15 protein-coding genes are annotated in these 13,046 nt (G+C 63.4%); 6 read left to right on the top strand and 9 right to left on the bottom strand.

Annotated features, from left to right (window positions below):
* Position 1: 1 nt before the first annotated feature.
* From BM416_RS05175 to BM416_RS05165, 3 genes are read left to right on the top strand one after another with little or no spacing between them, the layout of a single operon-like run.
* Positions 2-436, top strand: a complete 435-nt coding sequence (locus tag BM416_RS05175) for a hypothetical protein (protein ID WP_256577450.1) — start codon at positions 2-4, stop codon at positions 434-436.
* Positions 433-1,908, top strand: coding sequence for an ATPase domain-containing protein (locus BM416_RS05170; RefSeq protein ID WP_092486217.1), 1,476 nt, complete (start codon positions 433-435; stop codon positions 1,906-1,908). The genes BM416_RS05175 and BM416_RS05170 overlap by 4 nt, the downstream gene beginning before the upstream one ends.
* Positions 1,909-1,916: 8 nt before the next feature.
* Entirely contained in the window at positions 1,917-2,936 is a 1,020-nt protein-coding gene (locus BM416_RS05165; protein WP_092486214.1) for a sensor histidine kinase, read from the top strand.
* Here BM416_RS05165 and BM416_RS05160 read toward each other — a convergent pair.
* The gene (locus BM416_RS05160) at positions 2,933-3,994 is read right to left on the bottom strand and encodes an SDR family oxidoreductase (RefSeq protein ID WP_092486211.1); all 1,062 of its coding nucleotides are present in this window, start codon (positions 3,992-3,994) and stop codon (positions 2,933-2,935) included. The genes BM416_RS05165 and BM416_RS05160 overlap by 4 nt on opposite strands.
* A 156-nt stretch (positions 3,995-4,150) precedes the next feature.
* On the opposite strand from BM416_RS05160, the gene BM416_RS05155 reads away from it, so the two are divergent.
* Positions 4,151-4,948, top strand: coding sequence for a DNA/RNA non-specific endonuclease (locus BM416_RS05155; protein WP_092486208.1), 798 nt, complete (start codon positions 4,151-4,153; stop codon positions 4,946-4,948).
* A gap of 9 nt (positions 4,949-4,957) precedes the next feature.
* On the opposite strand, the gene BM416_RS05150 is transcribed toward BM416_RS05155, so the two are convergent.
* Positions 4,958-5,137 carry a DUF1289 domain-containing protein gene (locus tag BM416_RS05150; RefSeq protein ID WP_027604002.1) on the bottom strand — a complete coding sequence of 60 codons (180 nt, stop codon included), beginning with the start codon at positions 5,135-5,137 and terminating at the stop codon, positions 4,958-4,960.
* 303 nt (positions 5,138-5,440) lie between these two features.
* On the opposite strand from BM416_RS05150, the gene BM416_RS05145 reads away from it, so the two are divergent.
* Entirely contained in the window at positions 5,441-6,652 is a 1,212-nt protein-coding gene (locus tag BM416_RS05145; RefSeq protein WP_092486205.1) for a YeeE/YedE family protein, read from the top strand.
* 1 nt (position 6,653) lies between these two features.
* On the opposite strand, the gene BM416_RS05140 is transcribed toward BM416_RS05145, so the two are convergent.
* Entirely contained in the window at positions 6,654-6,815 is a 162-nt protein-coding gene (locus BM416_RS05140) for a DUF2986 domain-containing protein (RefSeq protein ID WP_092355016.1), read from the bottom strand.
* A gap of 164 nt (positions 6,816-6,979) precedes the next feature.
* Between BM416_RS05140 and panB the strand changes: the two genes are divergently transcribed.
* Positions 6,980-7,795 (top strand): 3-methyl-2-oxobutanoate hydroxymethyltransferase, encoded by an 816-nt coding sequence (panB, locus tag BM416_RS05135; protein WP_092486202.1) that lies wholly within the window; start codon positions 6,980-6,982, stop codon positions 7,793-7,795.
* On the opposite strand, the gene BM416_RS05130 is transcribed toward panB, so the two are convergent.
* The 6 genes from BM416_RS05130 to BM416_RS31100 all read right to left on the bottom strand — a co-directional run bounded on the left by BM416_RS05130 (position 7,783) and on the right by BM416_RS31100 (position 12,864).
* Positions 7,783-9,171 carry an aminotransferase-like domain-containing protein gene (locus BM416_RS05130; RefSeq protein WP_092486199.1) on the bottom strand — a complete coding sequence of 463 codons (1,389 nt, stop codon included), beginning with the start codon at positions 9,169-9,171 and terminating at the stop codon, positions 7,783-7,785. The genes panB and BM416_RS05130 overlap by 13 nt on opposite strands.
* An 11-nt stretch (positions 9,172-9,182) precedes the next feature.
* The gene (locus tag BM416_RS05125; protein ID WP_027604008.1) at positions 9,183-10,409 is read right to left on the bottom strand and encodes an MFS transporter; all 1,227 of its coding nucleotides are present in this window, start codon (positions 10,407-10,409) and stop codon (positions 9,183-9,185) included.
* Positions 10,410-10,547: 138 nt separating this feature from the next.
* Complete coding sequence (locus BM416_RS05120; protein ID WP_092486897.1) at positions 10,548-10,880, bottom strand: low molecular weight protein tyrosine phosphatase family protein; 333 nt, start codon at positions 10,878-10,880, stop codon at positions 10,548-10,550.
* 16 nt (positions 10,881-10,896) lie between these two features.
* A complete protein-coding gene (locus BM416_RS05115) occupies positions 10,897-11,142 on the bottom strand; it encodes a helix-turn-helix domain-containing protein (RefSeq protein WP_092486196.1) in 246 nt (81 codons plus the stop codon).
* Positions 11,143-11,232: 90 nt separating this feature from the next.
* On the bottom strand, positions 11,233-12,273 hold the full coding sequence (locus tag BM416_RS05110; RefSeq protein ID WP_092486193.1) for an alpha/beta hydrolase family protein: 1,041 nt from the start codon (positions 12,271-12,273) through the stop codon (positions 11,233-11,235).
* A 96-nt stretch (positions 12,274-12,369) separates the two neighbouring features.
* Positions 12,370-12,864: a methyl-accepting chemotaxis protein gene (locus BM416_RS31100; protein ID WP_371263349.1), complete on the bottom strand. Its 495-nt coding sequence runs from the start codon at positions 12,862-12,864 to the stop codon at positions 12,370-12,372.
* Positions 12,865-13,046 lie beyond the last annotated feature (182 nt).

Here is a 13,046-nt window from a genome sequence, read left to right as displayed (position 1 = left end):
CATGTCCACGCTAAGCGAAGAGAGCCGCCAGATCGTAGCTTCTCTGGCGCACCGTGTTGGCCCTACCGCTGACCCTGCAAGCATCGCTGAGGCGATCGTTTCGATCCTGCAGGACATCGACGCAGCACTCACCCCCATTATCGGTCAGCAAGGGGCTGTGGCGCTGCTGCGTCGCAGCCTGCGCCTGAGCGTCCAGACCCATTCGCGCCTGTCCGGTACCTACGACGGCGTGCAGGCTGCGCCGGACCTGAGCGATCTCAAAGCCCTGTTGATCGAGCAGACTGAAGCCGATGCGCTGTTCTTCGGTGAAGTACTGCTGACCACGTTCTACACGTTGCTGACCACGCTGATCGGGCCTTCGCTGACCGCCCGTTTGCTGCGCGACGTGTGGGAGCCCTCCTTGAGCGACACCCCTTCCCAGGAACAATCGCCATGAGCACCAAAGTAACTATCAACCGCCTGGCCACCGGCGTGCCAGGACTGGACGAGGTGCTGGGCGGAGGATTGCCGGAGTTTTCGTTCAACCTGATCGCGGGCCCGCCTGGCTGCGGCAAGACCACGCTGGCGCATCAAATGATGTTTGCCCTTGCGACGCCGGAGCGGCCTGCACTGTTTTTCACCGTACTGGGCGAGCCGCCGCTGAAGATGCTGCGTTATCAGCAGCAGTTCGATTTTTTCGACAGCGAGGCGATCAACCAGTCGATCCGCTATATCAACCTGGCCGACGACACGCTGGCCGGCAACCTGGACGAAGTGCTGCGGCGCATTGTCAGTGAGGTGGAGGCGCATTCGCCGTCGCTGGTGTTTGTCGACTCCTTCCGCTCGGTGGTGCTGGCCAGCCAGACGCAGCACAACCCCAACAACAACTTGCCGCAGTTCGTCCAGCAACTGGGCATGTTGATGACCACGTGGCAGGCGACGACCTTCCTGATCGGTGAGTACTTCACCGAAACCGACACCAACCCCATCTTCACCGTGGCCGATGGCTTGATCTGGCTGCGCCAGAGCGTCGAGCGCAATTCCATGGTGCGCAAGATGGAAATCATGAAGATGCGCGGCCAACCGACATTGCCGGGGCTGCACACCTTTCGGATCGCCAGTTCAGGCATCAAGGTGTTCGCACCTGCCGCGTTCAATCCGGTCGAGGCGCCGATGGCACGGCCTATCCAACGCCTGAAAATGGGCGTGCCACGCCTCGACGAAATGCTCGGCGGCGGGCTGCCCAGGGGCTATTCGTTGCTTGTGGCCGGGCCCTCGGGGTCGGGCAAAAGCATCCTGGCGGCGACCTTCCTCGCTGAAGGTGCACGTAATGGTGAAAACGGCGTTATCGCGGTGTTCGAGCAGCGCCCCCATCACTCACAGAACGCCACCCTGGCCAACCTGATTCACAGTGGGCAAGTCGGCCTGGTCGACAGCCGCGCACCTGACTTGTCCATTGATGAAATCGTCCAGCTGCTGCTCAGCGAGATCCGCCGCTTGAACGCTACACGGGTGGTCATCGATTCGCTGTCGGGCTTTGAGCTGGCCCTGGCGCCGACCTTCCGAGCGGACTTCCGTGAGTCGCTGTCGCGCATGGTCACGGCGTTGACCGGTGCCGGGGTCAGCGTATTGATGACCTCGGAGCTTGAAGACCGCTACACCGACCTGCGTTTCAGCCCCTACGGCACTGCGTTCCTTACCGATGCGATCATTGTGCAGCGCTACATCGAGGTGCGCAGCCGGCTGCTGAGGATCATGGCCGTGGTCAAGGTGCGTGCCAGCGCACACTCCGATGAACTGCGCCAATACCACATCAATGACGATGGCCTGCAGATCGGTGAAAGGCTTGCGGACCAGGAAGGGTTGCTCGGCGGGCGGCCAACCGCATTGCATCCGCACACGCGGGACGCGGGAGACGGAAATGTTTGAGCTGAGCCATGAGTAAAGGCGAAGGACAGGACGAGCGTGAAGTGGCCAGTGCCGCCCATGAACTCTTCCTGCTCGGCCAGAAAACGGTTGAGGCCCGCGCGGTACTGGCGGCATTGCAGCAACAATTGAGTGAGGCCAACAGCCGCCTGGTGGATTCCCAGCACGTCGAGCAACTGATCGAGGCCAACCAGCAGTTGGTGCTGGCGATACTACTGGCGCAATCGGACGCCGTCGCGGCACCTCATCGGGAGGAGCAGCACCTCTACCAGGAACTGCGTGAGGCCAACGCGCATCTGGTGATCGCAGCGCTCAGCGCCCAGGACTTGCAGGCAACAGCCGAGCGTGCATTGGGCCAGCAGAAAAACGTCCTCGCCATGGTCGCCCATGAGCTGCGCAACCCGCTGACGCCGATCAGCCTGATCGCCGAGCGTATGGTCCGGCTGCCGAGCGACCAGTTGCCGCGCATGCGTGAACTGATCGAGGGCCAGGTCCGGCATATTTCCCAACTGGTCGACGACCTGCTGGATGTATCCCGCGCCAGCACCGGCAAGTTGCGTATCAACCGCCGTCAGGTGGATATGCTGCGCGTCCTCAATGCCGCCATCGACGCCTGCAGCCCTGTGATGGTCACGCGTCAGCAGCAATTGGATGTCGAGCTTCCCGACGCTGGTTTGAGCATCAACGGCGACCCTGGGCGGCTCGCGCAGATTCTGCATAACCTGCTGGCCAACGCGGCCAAGTACACGCCCATCGGCGGGCGCATCAAGGTGGCCTGTATTGCGCAGGCCGGGGTACTGAGGATAAGCATCAGCGACAACGGCATCGGCGTCACCGCCCAGGCCCTGCCGTTTATTTTCGACCCCTATGTGCAGGATGTTCACGCCGTCGGCTTCAACGGCGCCGGCCTGGGCATCGGCTTGACGGTGGTGCGTGAACTGGTCGAGGCACACGGCGGCAGCGTGACGGGCATGAGCGAGGGGCATGGCAAGGGCAGCGAATTTGTGGTGACGCTGCCCCTGATGGATTAAGGGATCAAACGCGCTGCGCGCAGTTGGTCGAACACCTCGAAGAACGCCTGGTCGCTGGCCTGGTAAGCGGTGAAGCCCATCTTCCGGCTCTTGGACATGTCCGTGACCACTTCGATGGGCCGGCCCAGGTCGGCGTCGGTGTGCCACGGCGACACCAGCCGATCCATCTCAACCTCCTTGAGTCCATGCTCCGCAGCGATCTGGCGCCAGGCGGCCTGATCATTGGCCATCTGCGTCTCAAGCGGCGAGGGCGAGGCAGGGAAGTCGGCCGCTGTCAGGCCGAAGTAATCGGCAATCCGGCCCCACATCCACTTCCAGCGGAACACATCGCCATTGGTGACGTTGAAGGCCTGGTTGGCGGCAGCGGGCGTGGTGGCCGCCCATAACTGTTGCTTGGCCAACTGCCGCGCATCGGTCATGTCCGTGAGGCTGTCCCACTGCACGCGGGAGCCTGGGAATACAAACGCGCGACCGGTGTGTTTGCAGACACTGGCGTAGACGGCGAGGGTGGTCGCCATGTTCATCGCATTGCCCACCGCCACGCCGGTGACGGTGTGCGGGCGATGCACGCTCCAGGTGAAGCCGTCCTTTTTTGCGGCGGCGAACACTTCGTCTTCCTGGGCGTAGTAGAAGTTTTCCACGTCCAGGCGGCCTTGCTCTTCGCGGAACGGGGTGTGCGGCAGGCTGCCCTTGCCATAGTTTTCGAACGGCCCGAGGTAGTGCTTCAAGCCGGTGACCAACGCCACATGCTGGACGCTCCCGGCCGGGCGCACGGCGTCCAGCACGTTGCGCACCATGGCGGCGTTGACGCGGATGTTCTCGGCTTCGGTGGCCTGGCGTGACCAGGTGGTGATGAACACATGGGTGGGTTTCAGATCGGCCAGGGCCTGTTGCAGCGATGCCGGGTCCTGCAAGTCGGCGGCGACCGGAATCACGCCGGGCACCTGCGAGGGCTGACGGGACAGGGCTGCGACTTGCCACTGGTGTTCGAGCAGTAACTGGGTGATGGCGCTGCCAACGATGCCGCTGGCGCCCACGACGAGTGCGGTCTGGGTCATAGGTTTCTCCCGAGGATGTAGGGTTCTGAGCCCCTGGGTGTAGGAGAGGTTCAACCTTATCCGTGAGTCTCGCGGCACCAAACACACGAATCAGGGTCCATAAGCCCCGCACGAACATTCGCGCTCATCCGTTACCCTCACTATAAGATTTAAAGCATGTACCTACGCACCATCGCAGTCGGGCTGTCGGCCCTTGTTTTGCTTTCCAGCGCTGTAGAAGCCCGCAGTCTGGCCAACCCTTACACCCCCACCGAGCAACGCGCCTCATTCGATGGCTGCGCCGATCTCTTCCCTGGCGCTGCCCCGATCAAGACGGCCACCGTCCCGGCGTCGATGAAGCCGCTGGCGCTGTGTTCCGAGACGTTTGCGGTGCTCTACTCACAAACCAGCAAGACCCCGCTGGTGGTGGTCGAACGCCTGAACACCGCGCAGTTGAAAAATGCCAAGGGCGAGGAGCGCACCAACCAGTTCTACCCCGACCCACGCATTCCCAAAAGCGGCCGCGCGGAGCTGAGCGACTACCGCAGCCAGCACCCGGCCATGGACCGTGGCCACCAGGCCCCGGCCGCCGACGCACCCAACGCCCGGGCCATGGCCCAATCCTTTGCGCTGTCGAACATGGTGCCCCAGGACCCCACCAATAACCGCAAGATCTGGAGCAAGGTCGAGGCCGACGTACGCAAGTTCGCGGTGCGCGCGGGCGGTGACGTGTATGTGTTCACCGGGCCGCTGTTCGACCCAGGCTACAGCACCATCGGCGACAACAAGGTCTGGGTGCCGACGCGCCTGTTCAAGCTGGTGTACGACGCCTCCAGCCAGCGCGCCTGGGCCTACGTGCTGCCCAACGCCGAAACGCGCATCCAGAAGCCGATGGACTACGACACCTTTGTGAAAAGCACCGGGCTCAAATTGCTGGGCAATCTGCCGGTGTCGGGGTCGGTAGGGCGCTCCTGATCAAGCGGCTTACCTGGCTTTTTTCAATGCCTTCAAGCGTTGGGTTGCGCGTTGCACGGCGGCCATTTTCTCGGGGCGTTTCATGCGTTTCCACTTGCGGATCTCGTCCTTGCTGCGGCCACAGCTGACGCACAGGTCGCCGCTGAGCTGGCAGGTGGAGACGCAGGGGTTTTCGATGTCTTTAGCCAATAGGTCACCTGGAGATGGGGTAAAGGGACGCACCCTGCCCGCGAGTATATGCACATAGGCTGATTCCAGGTTGTGGTCGTTGCCAGGGGGACGATGACTGACATGGCGTGGCCGACGCAGTACTCAGCCACAGTGACCGCCAATGTGGGCGTTGTCGAACCCTGGCGAGGCTGCGATGACGGCGGCAGTGCCAACCTCTATGTTGCCTGACACATCGCTATCGCAGCCTCACTTAAGCCCGACAACTCCCACAGGCTATACTCGCCCGTTCGCAATCCCCCTTCAAACAAACCGAGATACCCCATGAGCACCTCTCTCCCTTTCACCCCCGCGCGCAAGCCTGTCGCGCCGCTGGTGGCCTTTGTCATCCTGGTGTTGGGCGCCCTGTTCCTGCAAAACAGCGTCGGTTCGCGCCAGGTGCTGTTGCTGGTGGTTGGCGCCGCGCTGGGCTTGACCCTTTACCACGCTGCCTTCGGCTTCACCTCCGCCTGGCGCGTGTTTATCAATGATCGCCGTGGCGCTGGCCTGCGGGCGCAGATGGTGATGCTCGCGCTGGCGGTGCTGCTGTTTTTCCCGGCGCTGGGGGCGGGCACGTTGTTCGGGCAACCGGTGGTCGGGCTGGTGGCGCCGGCCGGGGTGTCGGTGGTGTTTGGCGCGTTTATTTTCGGCATCGGCATGCAGTTGGGCGGCGGGTGTGCCTCGGGCACGCTGTTCACGGTGGGCGGCGGTAATGCGCGCATGCTGGTGACGCTGTTGTTCTTTATCTGCGGTTCGCTGATTGCCACCCACCATGTGGACTGGTGGTTTGCGTTGCCTGCATTCCCGGCGGTGTCCATCGTCAAGAGCTTTGGCGTGGTGCCGGCGTTGCTCGTCAGCCTGACCATGTTTGCGCTCATCGCGGCCGTCACCGTGCGCCTGGAAAAGCGCCGCCACGGCCAGCTTGAAGCCGGCGTGACCAGCGAACACCAAGGCCTGCGCCGCTTTCTGCGCGGGCCATGGCCGTTGGTGTGGGGCGCGATTGGTTTGGCGTTGCTCAACTACGCCACCCTGGCGCTGGCCGGGCGGCCGTGGGGGATTACCTCTGCCTTCGCGCTGTGGGGCGCCAAGGTGGCAAACGGGTTGGGTGTGGACGTGGCCAGCTGGGCGTTCTGGCAAATGCCGGGCAACGCCAAGGCCCTGGCTGCGCCGGTGTGGGAAGACATCACCAGCGTCATGGACATCGGTATCGTCCTCGGTGCGCTGTTGGCCGCCGGCCTGGCCGGGCGCTTTGCCCCCAGCCTGAAGATCCCGGCCCGCTCGTTGCTGGCCGCAGTGATCGGCGGCCTGCTGCTCGGCTACGGCTCGCGCCTGGCCTATGGCTGCAACATCGGCGCGTACTTCAGCGGCATCGCCTCGGGCAGCCTGCATGGCTGGGTGTGGCTGGTGGCGGCGTTTATCGGCAACGGCGTGGGCGTGCGCCTGCGGCCGTTCTTTTTTGCGGGTGAGCGCCGGCCCGAAGCGCTGAGCGGTTGCTGAGTTAACCCTCGGGGGAAATGTCTGGCGCCTGGGCGGCCTCAGCCGCCAGCTTTTCCCGCTCGGCCTTGCTGATGTACTTATCCTTGGATTTCGGTGCCAATTTGGCGCTGGCCTTTTTGGCTTTGGCCTTGAACAGCTGTTGCAGTTTTTTCTGGCGATTCATGGGTTGTTACCTGGCGTGTACGTGTGCGGATGATACCAGCTTAAAAAACCGCGACGGCTGCCTGGGTCGCTTTTTAGCGCCGATCTGTGCATTGAATCGCCGTGTCTTTCGCCAATACTCGGGCCCCGCATTCCCCGAGTATTGAACGCGAGAAGGAACACACCATGAGCCTGCACACCCGCACCAAACGCATGACCGTGCCCCAACTGGTCGCCATGAAAGGCCAGCAGAAAATCGTCTCCCTCACGGCGTACACCAGTTCCATCGCCAGGCTGATCGATCCGTTGGTGGACTTCATTCTGGTCGGTGACTCCACGGCCATGGTCGGCTATGGCCGGCCGTCGACCTTGAGCATGCAGCTCGAAGAAATCATCGGCCACACCCGCGCCGTGGTCGACAGCACGCGCCTGGCCTGTGTGATTGCCGACATGCCATTTGGCAGCTATCAGGAATCCCATGAACAGGCGTTCCGCAATTGCGCCCAGGTGTTGGCGCGCACCGGCTGCGACGCGGTCAAGCTGGAAGCCAACCAGGCGCTGGCGGGCACCGTGGCGTTCCTGGTGGCGCGTGGTATTCCGGTGATGGCGCACGTGGGGCTGATGCCGCAGTTCGTCAACGTGATGGGTGGGTTCAAGGCCCAGGGCCTCACGGCTGAAACCGGCGCAGTGATTGCCGAAGACGCCCGCGCCAATCTGGAGGCGGGCGCCTTCAGCCTGCTGCTCGAGGGTGTGGCCGAAGGCGTGGCGCGGCAGATTACCCAGGACTCGGACAGGCCCACCATCGGCATCGGCGCCTCACCGGCCTGCGACGGCCAGGTGCTGGTCACCGAAGACCTGTTGGGCCTGGGCGGCGAGCACCTGCCGCGCTTCGTCAAGCAGTACGCCGATGTCGGCGCGGTGATCCGCGAAGCGTGCGGGCAGTTCGCCGAAGACGTGCGTCACGGCCGCTTCCCCGAAGCGCGGCACTGTTACGGGCTTTGACGGATCGCCTGGGCCAACAGCTCCACGGCCTGGGCGATATCCTTGCTCCAGTCGAGGGTGTAGCTCAGGCGCACATGCTGCGTCCAGCTGCCGTGCAGGCTGAACAACTGCCCCGGAGCGATCACGACGCGCTGGGCCAGCAGGCGCTCGAACACGTGCCCCATGTCGACCGGGCGCCTGGCCTCCAGCCAGAAACTCGCGCCGCCATGGGGTTCGACCACGTGCCACTCGCCGTGCGTTTCCAGCAGGGCTTTCATGCGCGTCATCCGTTCCCGCAAGGCAGCGCGCAGCATCAGCAGGTGCTGGTCGATGCGCCCGGAGGTGAGCAGCTTGGCGATCGCTTTCTGGCGGGTCGGCGACAGGCGAAATCCCCGCTCCAGGAACACCCGCTGCAACTGCGGCCCTTGCCCGCGACACAGCACATAAGCGTAGGGTGCCTCCGCGCCGATCACCTTGTCGAAGGTCGAGAACACCAGCAGTTTCTGTGGGTCGGCAAAGTCGCGATAGCGGGCGGCGGGCGGCTCGAAACACAGCTCGCCGTAGGTGTCGTTTTCGAACAGCCAGATGTCCCGCTCTGCCAGCCAGCGGCAGATCTGCTGTTTATCCTGCGCCGGCATCACGCCGCCCTGGGGCACGTTCACGCTGGATGACAGCACCGCCAGGCGGATCGGCTCCCGCTCGAGCAGTGCCTGGAAGGCGGGCAGGTCGAAGCGCCCGTCCGCGCCGAGGGGCATTTCAATCACGCGGATATTCGCCGCCTGCAACTGACGCAGCACCGCCCACGAACACGGCGACTCCACCAGCGCCAGCGTGCCACGCAACGCCAGGGCGCTGAGCGACAGGTCCAGCACGCTGTGCAGGTCCGAGCCGATATACACCTGTTCGGCCTGCCAATAGCGGTGGGTGGATTGGGTGTAGCGCGCGGCCAGCGCCGCACGCAACTCGGGCTCGCCGAATGGCAGGTACAGCGGCGTGAGGGCGCGCGGGTACTGGCGGGCCAGTTCGCGCTCCATCATCAACAAGGGGTTTTCCAACGACAGCAGCATCGCCGGGGCGTCGCTGCTCAGGGCCAGCATGCCCGGCTGGCGGGCGTTGGCGAATACCTGGTCGAGCAAGTCAGGCGAACCTTCGCTCAACAGCGGCGCCGGCACGGCCCGGGTGAAATAGCCGCGCTTGGGCCTGGCCTGGACACGCCCCTCATCCTCCAGCAGCGCATAGGCGTACTTGGTGGTCGACACCGACACGCCCAGGCGCCGGGCCAACTGGCGCAGGGACGGCAGTTGGCGTTCGCCTGCCGAAGGGCTCGCCTCGATCAACTCGACAAGGTAGCGGTACACCGCCTGATAGGCGAAAGAAGCGTCGTTGGCGGTATCCATGGTCCCTCGGTTTAGCCAGGCTGGGCCGCCAGGCTATTACTGATGTTGCGTCCCAGCACCAGCACTGTAACAAAACCGCAGCCCACCAACGCCGTGGCCAGGCTCAACAGCACCGAGCTGCCCAGTTGGTCGACGATGCGCCCGCCGAAGAACGAACCCAAGGCAATGATCACCTGGAACAAGGCCACGAACAGCGGCATGCCGCGTTCGACATCCTTGGGCGCCACCACAAACATCCAGATACTGGCACAGGCCGGGAAGGCGCCGAAGGCGAAGCCCCACAGCCCGATCAGCATCGCTGCGCCGGTCATGCCGGTGGCGAAGTGAGGGAACAGCGCGGTGCTGGTGCCGATCATCAGCGCCACCAGCAACAGGGTGTGACGCACGCTGCGGTTGGCGGCGAAACCGGCAAAGATATTGCCGAACACCCCGGCCACGCCGAAGAGCAGCAACAGCGAACCAATCGTCGGCCCGTCGAAGCCGGAACTGTATTTGAAGAACGGCGCTACATAGGTGTAGGCCGCAAAGTGCGCCAGGCCGATCAACAGCACCGCGATCAACCCGATCCGCGCCTGTGGGTTGATAAACAACGCCGGCAGGTCGCTGACGCGAATGGCCTTCTCCGGGGTGAGCCGCGGCAGCAGGAACACCTGCGCCAGCAGCACCGGCACGCCCAGCAGTGCGGTGACCAGGAACGTCATGCGCCAGCCCATCAGCCCGCTGAGCCAGGTGCCCACGGGCACGCCGAGCACGGTGGCCAGGGTCACGCCCATCATGATGATCGAGGTGGCCTTCGCCACGTCCACACCCCTGGGCGCCAGGCGCCCACTGAGGGCAATGGCCGTGGCCCAGAACCCGCCGATGCTGATGCCCAGCAAGACACGGCCGAACAGCAGCAGGCTGAAGTCACTGGCAAAGGCCACCACCGAGTTGGCGATGATCATGATCAACGTCAGGCCGATCAGCAGGTAACGCCGGTCCATCGCGCCAATGCTCACCGACAGGAACGGCGCAGCGAGGGCGGCCATGATGCCGGGCAACGTCACCATCAGTCCGGCGTGGCCGGCGCTGATACCGAGGTCGCTGGCGACGTCGTTGAGCACACCTACCGGCAGGAATTCACTGGTCACCAGGGCGAAAGCGCCCACCGCGACCGAGAGGATTGCCAGCCACTGCTGTTTGACGCTTTGCTGATTATGTTCGGGACGGCCGCTGGGGGCCTGGAGGGCACTTGGCATGATGCTGGGTTCCAAGGGGGATGTCGCCTGAGGCCAGGCGAAGGGGAGGAATTGGGAGGCGATTATAGGAATCGGGCCTGGCCACCCTATAGGCGAGCGGTTCGATAGTAATCATCAGTGCTATCGATGTGAGGGGGGCTAGGCGTGTGTGATGAGATAGGGCGTCACAGTGTCTTCGAGCATTTGCACCAGTTCCGGATCCATAAAGCGAAAGTCATCCGGAATATCCAAGCAGTGAAGCGGCTTATGCTCAAGCAAGCGTGCGTATTCTGCTTTTAGTCGATGCAGGTGTTTACGTTCCATGACGAAGATGACATCTGCCCAACGAATATCCGCTGCGCCGATAGTTTTACGCGCATTCGGACTGGTGCCCGCCGAGCGCGCATTAAAACCCGGGCGACGGCGCCAGATGGCTTCCGCAGTAGGGCTGCGCCATTGGTTGCGGCTACAGATAAACAGTAGGTTTGCCACGTTGTTGCCTATCCAGCTAGTCATGGATATTTATTGTTTTCAGCTCATCGAGGGTCATACGGCGACGCCGAGGCGTCGCCGTCAATGTATATCCCAGCCCCTCAAGAATCGCCGCAACTTTGCGAATCCCCACCTCTGGGACGGTGTTGTTTTCGATCCCCGAGATGGTTGCGCGACTCATACCATGTCGTTGTGCGAGTTGGCTTTGGGAGAGGCCGGCGGCTTTACGCAAATTTTTGATCAGGGGGCCTAGATCGTTCATACCCGATTGCATCCTATACAGTGCATCAGTGAGGTGCTCACCGAGACCGCATCGTATTTGATGCACTATGAGATGAACATCCTGCTTTCTTCAATTGCGAAACGAGCGCTTCAAAAACTCACTGATCAGCCCCACCACCTGCTGCTGAATCACCGCCCGTGGCCGAGCCCCCTCACCATCGCGGCAAATCATGCCGTCGCCTGGCGAACTCTCCTCGATCAGCGCCATGCCACCCGGCTTGCAGATCGACATAAAGCTGAAGTGGGTGGCATCGGCGATCTCCACGTACTTCGTCGTTGCTTCAGGCAGCCGCTTGGCCATGTCGGCGGACTCCAGCTGCGGGTCCATATCCTCCGACGGCACGCCCCCCGCAATCACCAGCGCCGGTACCGGCAATGCCGCCAGGCTGGCGTCGGTGAAGCCGCGGGACAGGCCCAGGTCCAGGGACACGATGGCGGTGACGCGCTTGTCGCTCAAATCAGCGGCCAATCGGGCCTTGCCGGCTGGAGTGCCGGCGGGGTTCATCTCCTGGTAGCCGATGCAACCGCCGAGCTTGGGGTGGACGCTGCAGTCGCGGCTGAACAGCTCGGGATCGAAGCGCGCCCCGGCGAGTTCCAGCACGGTCCAGCCGCCCAGGGAATGGCCCACGGCAGCGATCTGGCCTTTCGCGACCGCGCCAAATGGTTTTGGCTGAGCCAACACCGCGTCGATCACGCGGCTCAGGTCCGCCGGGCGTTGCCATAACTGCGCGGCGGTTTGCGGGTTGCGATCCTGGGTGGTGGTGCCGGGGTGGTTGACCGCCGCGACGATGTACCCCTGATGCGCCAACGCACTCGCCAGCCACACCTGCTTGCCCCAGTTACCGCCATAACCGTGGGAGAGCACCACCAGCGGATACTCACCGGCAGCCGGCGGCGCGTCGGGTACGGCAAGGGCACCGATGAAGACCGCGCTGTCGGCGATCAGGGTGGGTTTGGCCCTGGTGGTGGCGGGGTACCAGACGACCAGTTCGAGTGGTCGGTTGTCTTGCGCATCGGGCAGGGTGACGGTCTTGAAGCCGACGGGGTTTTCGGCGGCGAAGGCAGGAGCGGTCAGGCACAGCAATAGCAGGGCGGCGAGGGCGTTTTTCACGGTTGTTATCGTCCTTGATATGAGCGACGCATCATGCACTGAATCCCCCGTTCAGTGCCATGAGCCCCGCGCCGTTTTTTTACCCGCCGTTAACGCCTACCCATGGGTCAACCCCGTCAACGTATCCGCAATGGTCTTGGTTCGTTGCGCCGTACCCTCCGTCGCCCGGCTCGACGCCTCCAGCACATCCAGCATCTCCCGCAGCGCACCCACCCCGGTGGACTGGTCTTCAATCTGCTGGGCCACCCGCTGGATCTCACTCGACAACAAGTCGATATCCACACCAATTTCCGCCGCATTCTTGCGCGTGATTTCCGCCAGCTTGCGCACCTCGTCCGCGACCACCGCAAAGCCCCGGCCCAGGTCGCCCGCGCGCGCCGCTTCAATCGCGGCATTGAGTGCCAGCAGGTTGGTCTGCCCGGCGATCTGCTGGATCACCTGCACAATCGACTGGATACGCAAACTCGACCCCGCCAGCGTGCGCGCCCCCTGCACCGCGACATCCGCCTGGCTCGACAGCCCCTCCACCGTGGCCCCTGCCTGGGCAGACACGCTGTTCTGCTGGCCAATCGTGCCCACCAGTTCATCCATCGAGGCGTGCAACTCGCCGGAGTAATGCTTGAGCTGCGAAGCGATGTCCTCCTGCTGACGCTCGGCCTGGGCCAACACCAGGCCCAAGTCGGCCAGGCCCTCGAAGACTGGCAGGATATTGCGGTCCAGGCCTCGGGTATTCAGGGTGTCGGTGAAGTCATTGTTCTTGAACGCGGTAATCT

Source organism: Pseudomonas sp. NFACC42-2 (genome assembly GCF_900116055.1).
Taxonomy (GTDB): domain Bacteria; phylum Pseudomonadota; class Gammaproteobacteria; order Pseudomonadales; family Pseudomonadaceae; genus Aquipseudomonas; species Aquipseudomonas marginalis.
Note: the sequence above shows the minus strand (reverse complement) of the source record. Positions and strands in the feature narration are given on the sequence as shown.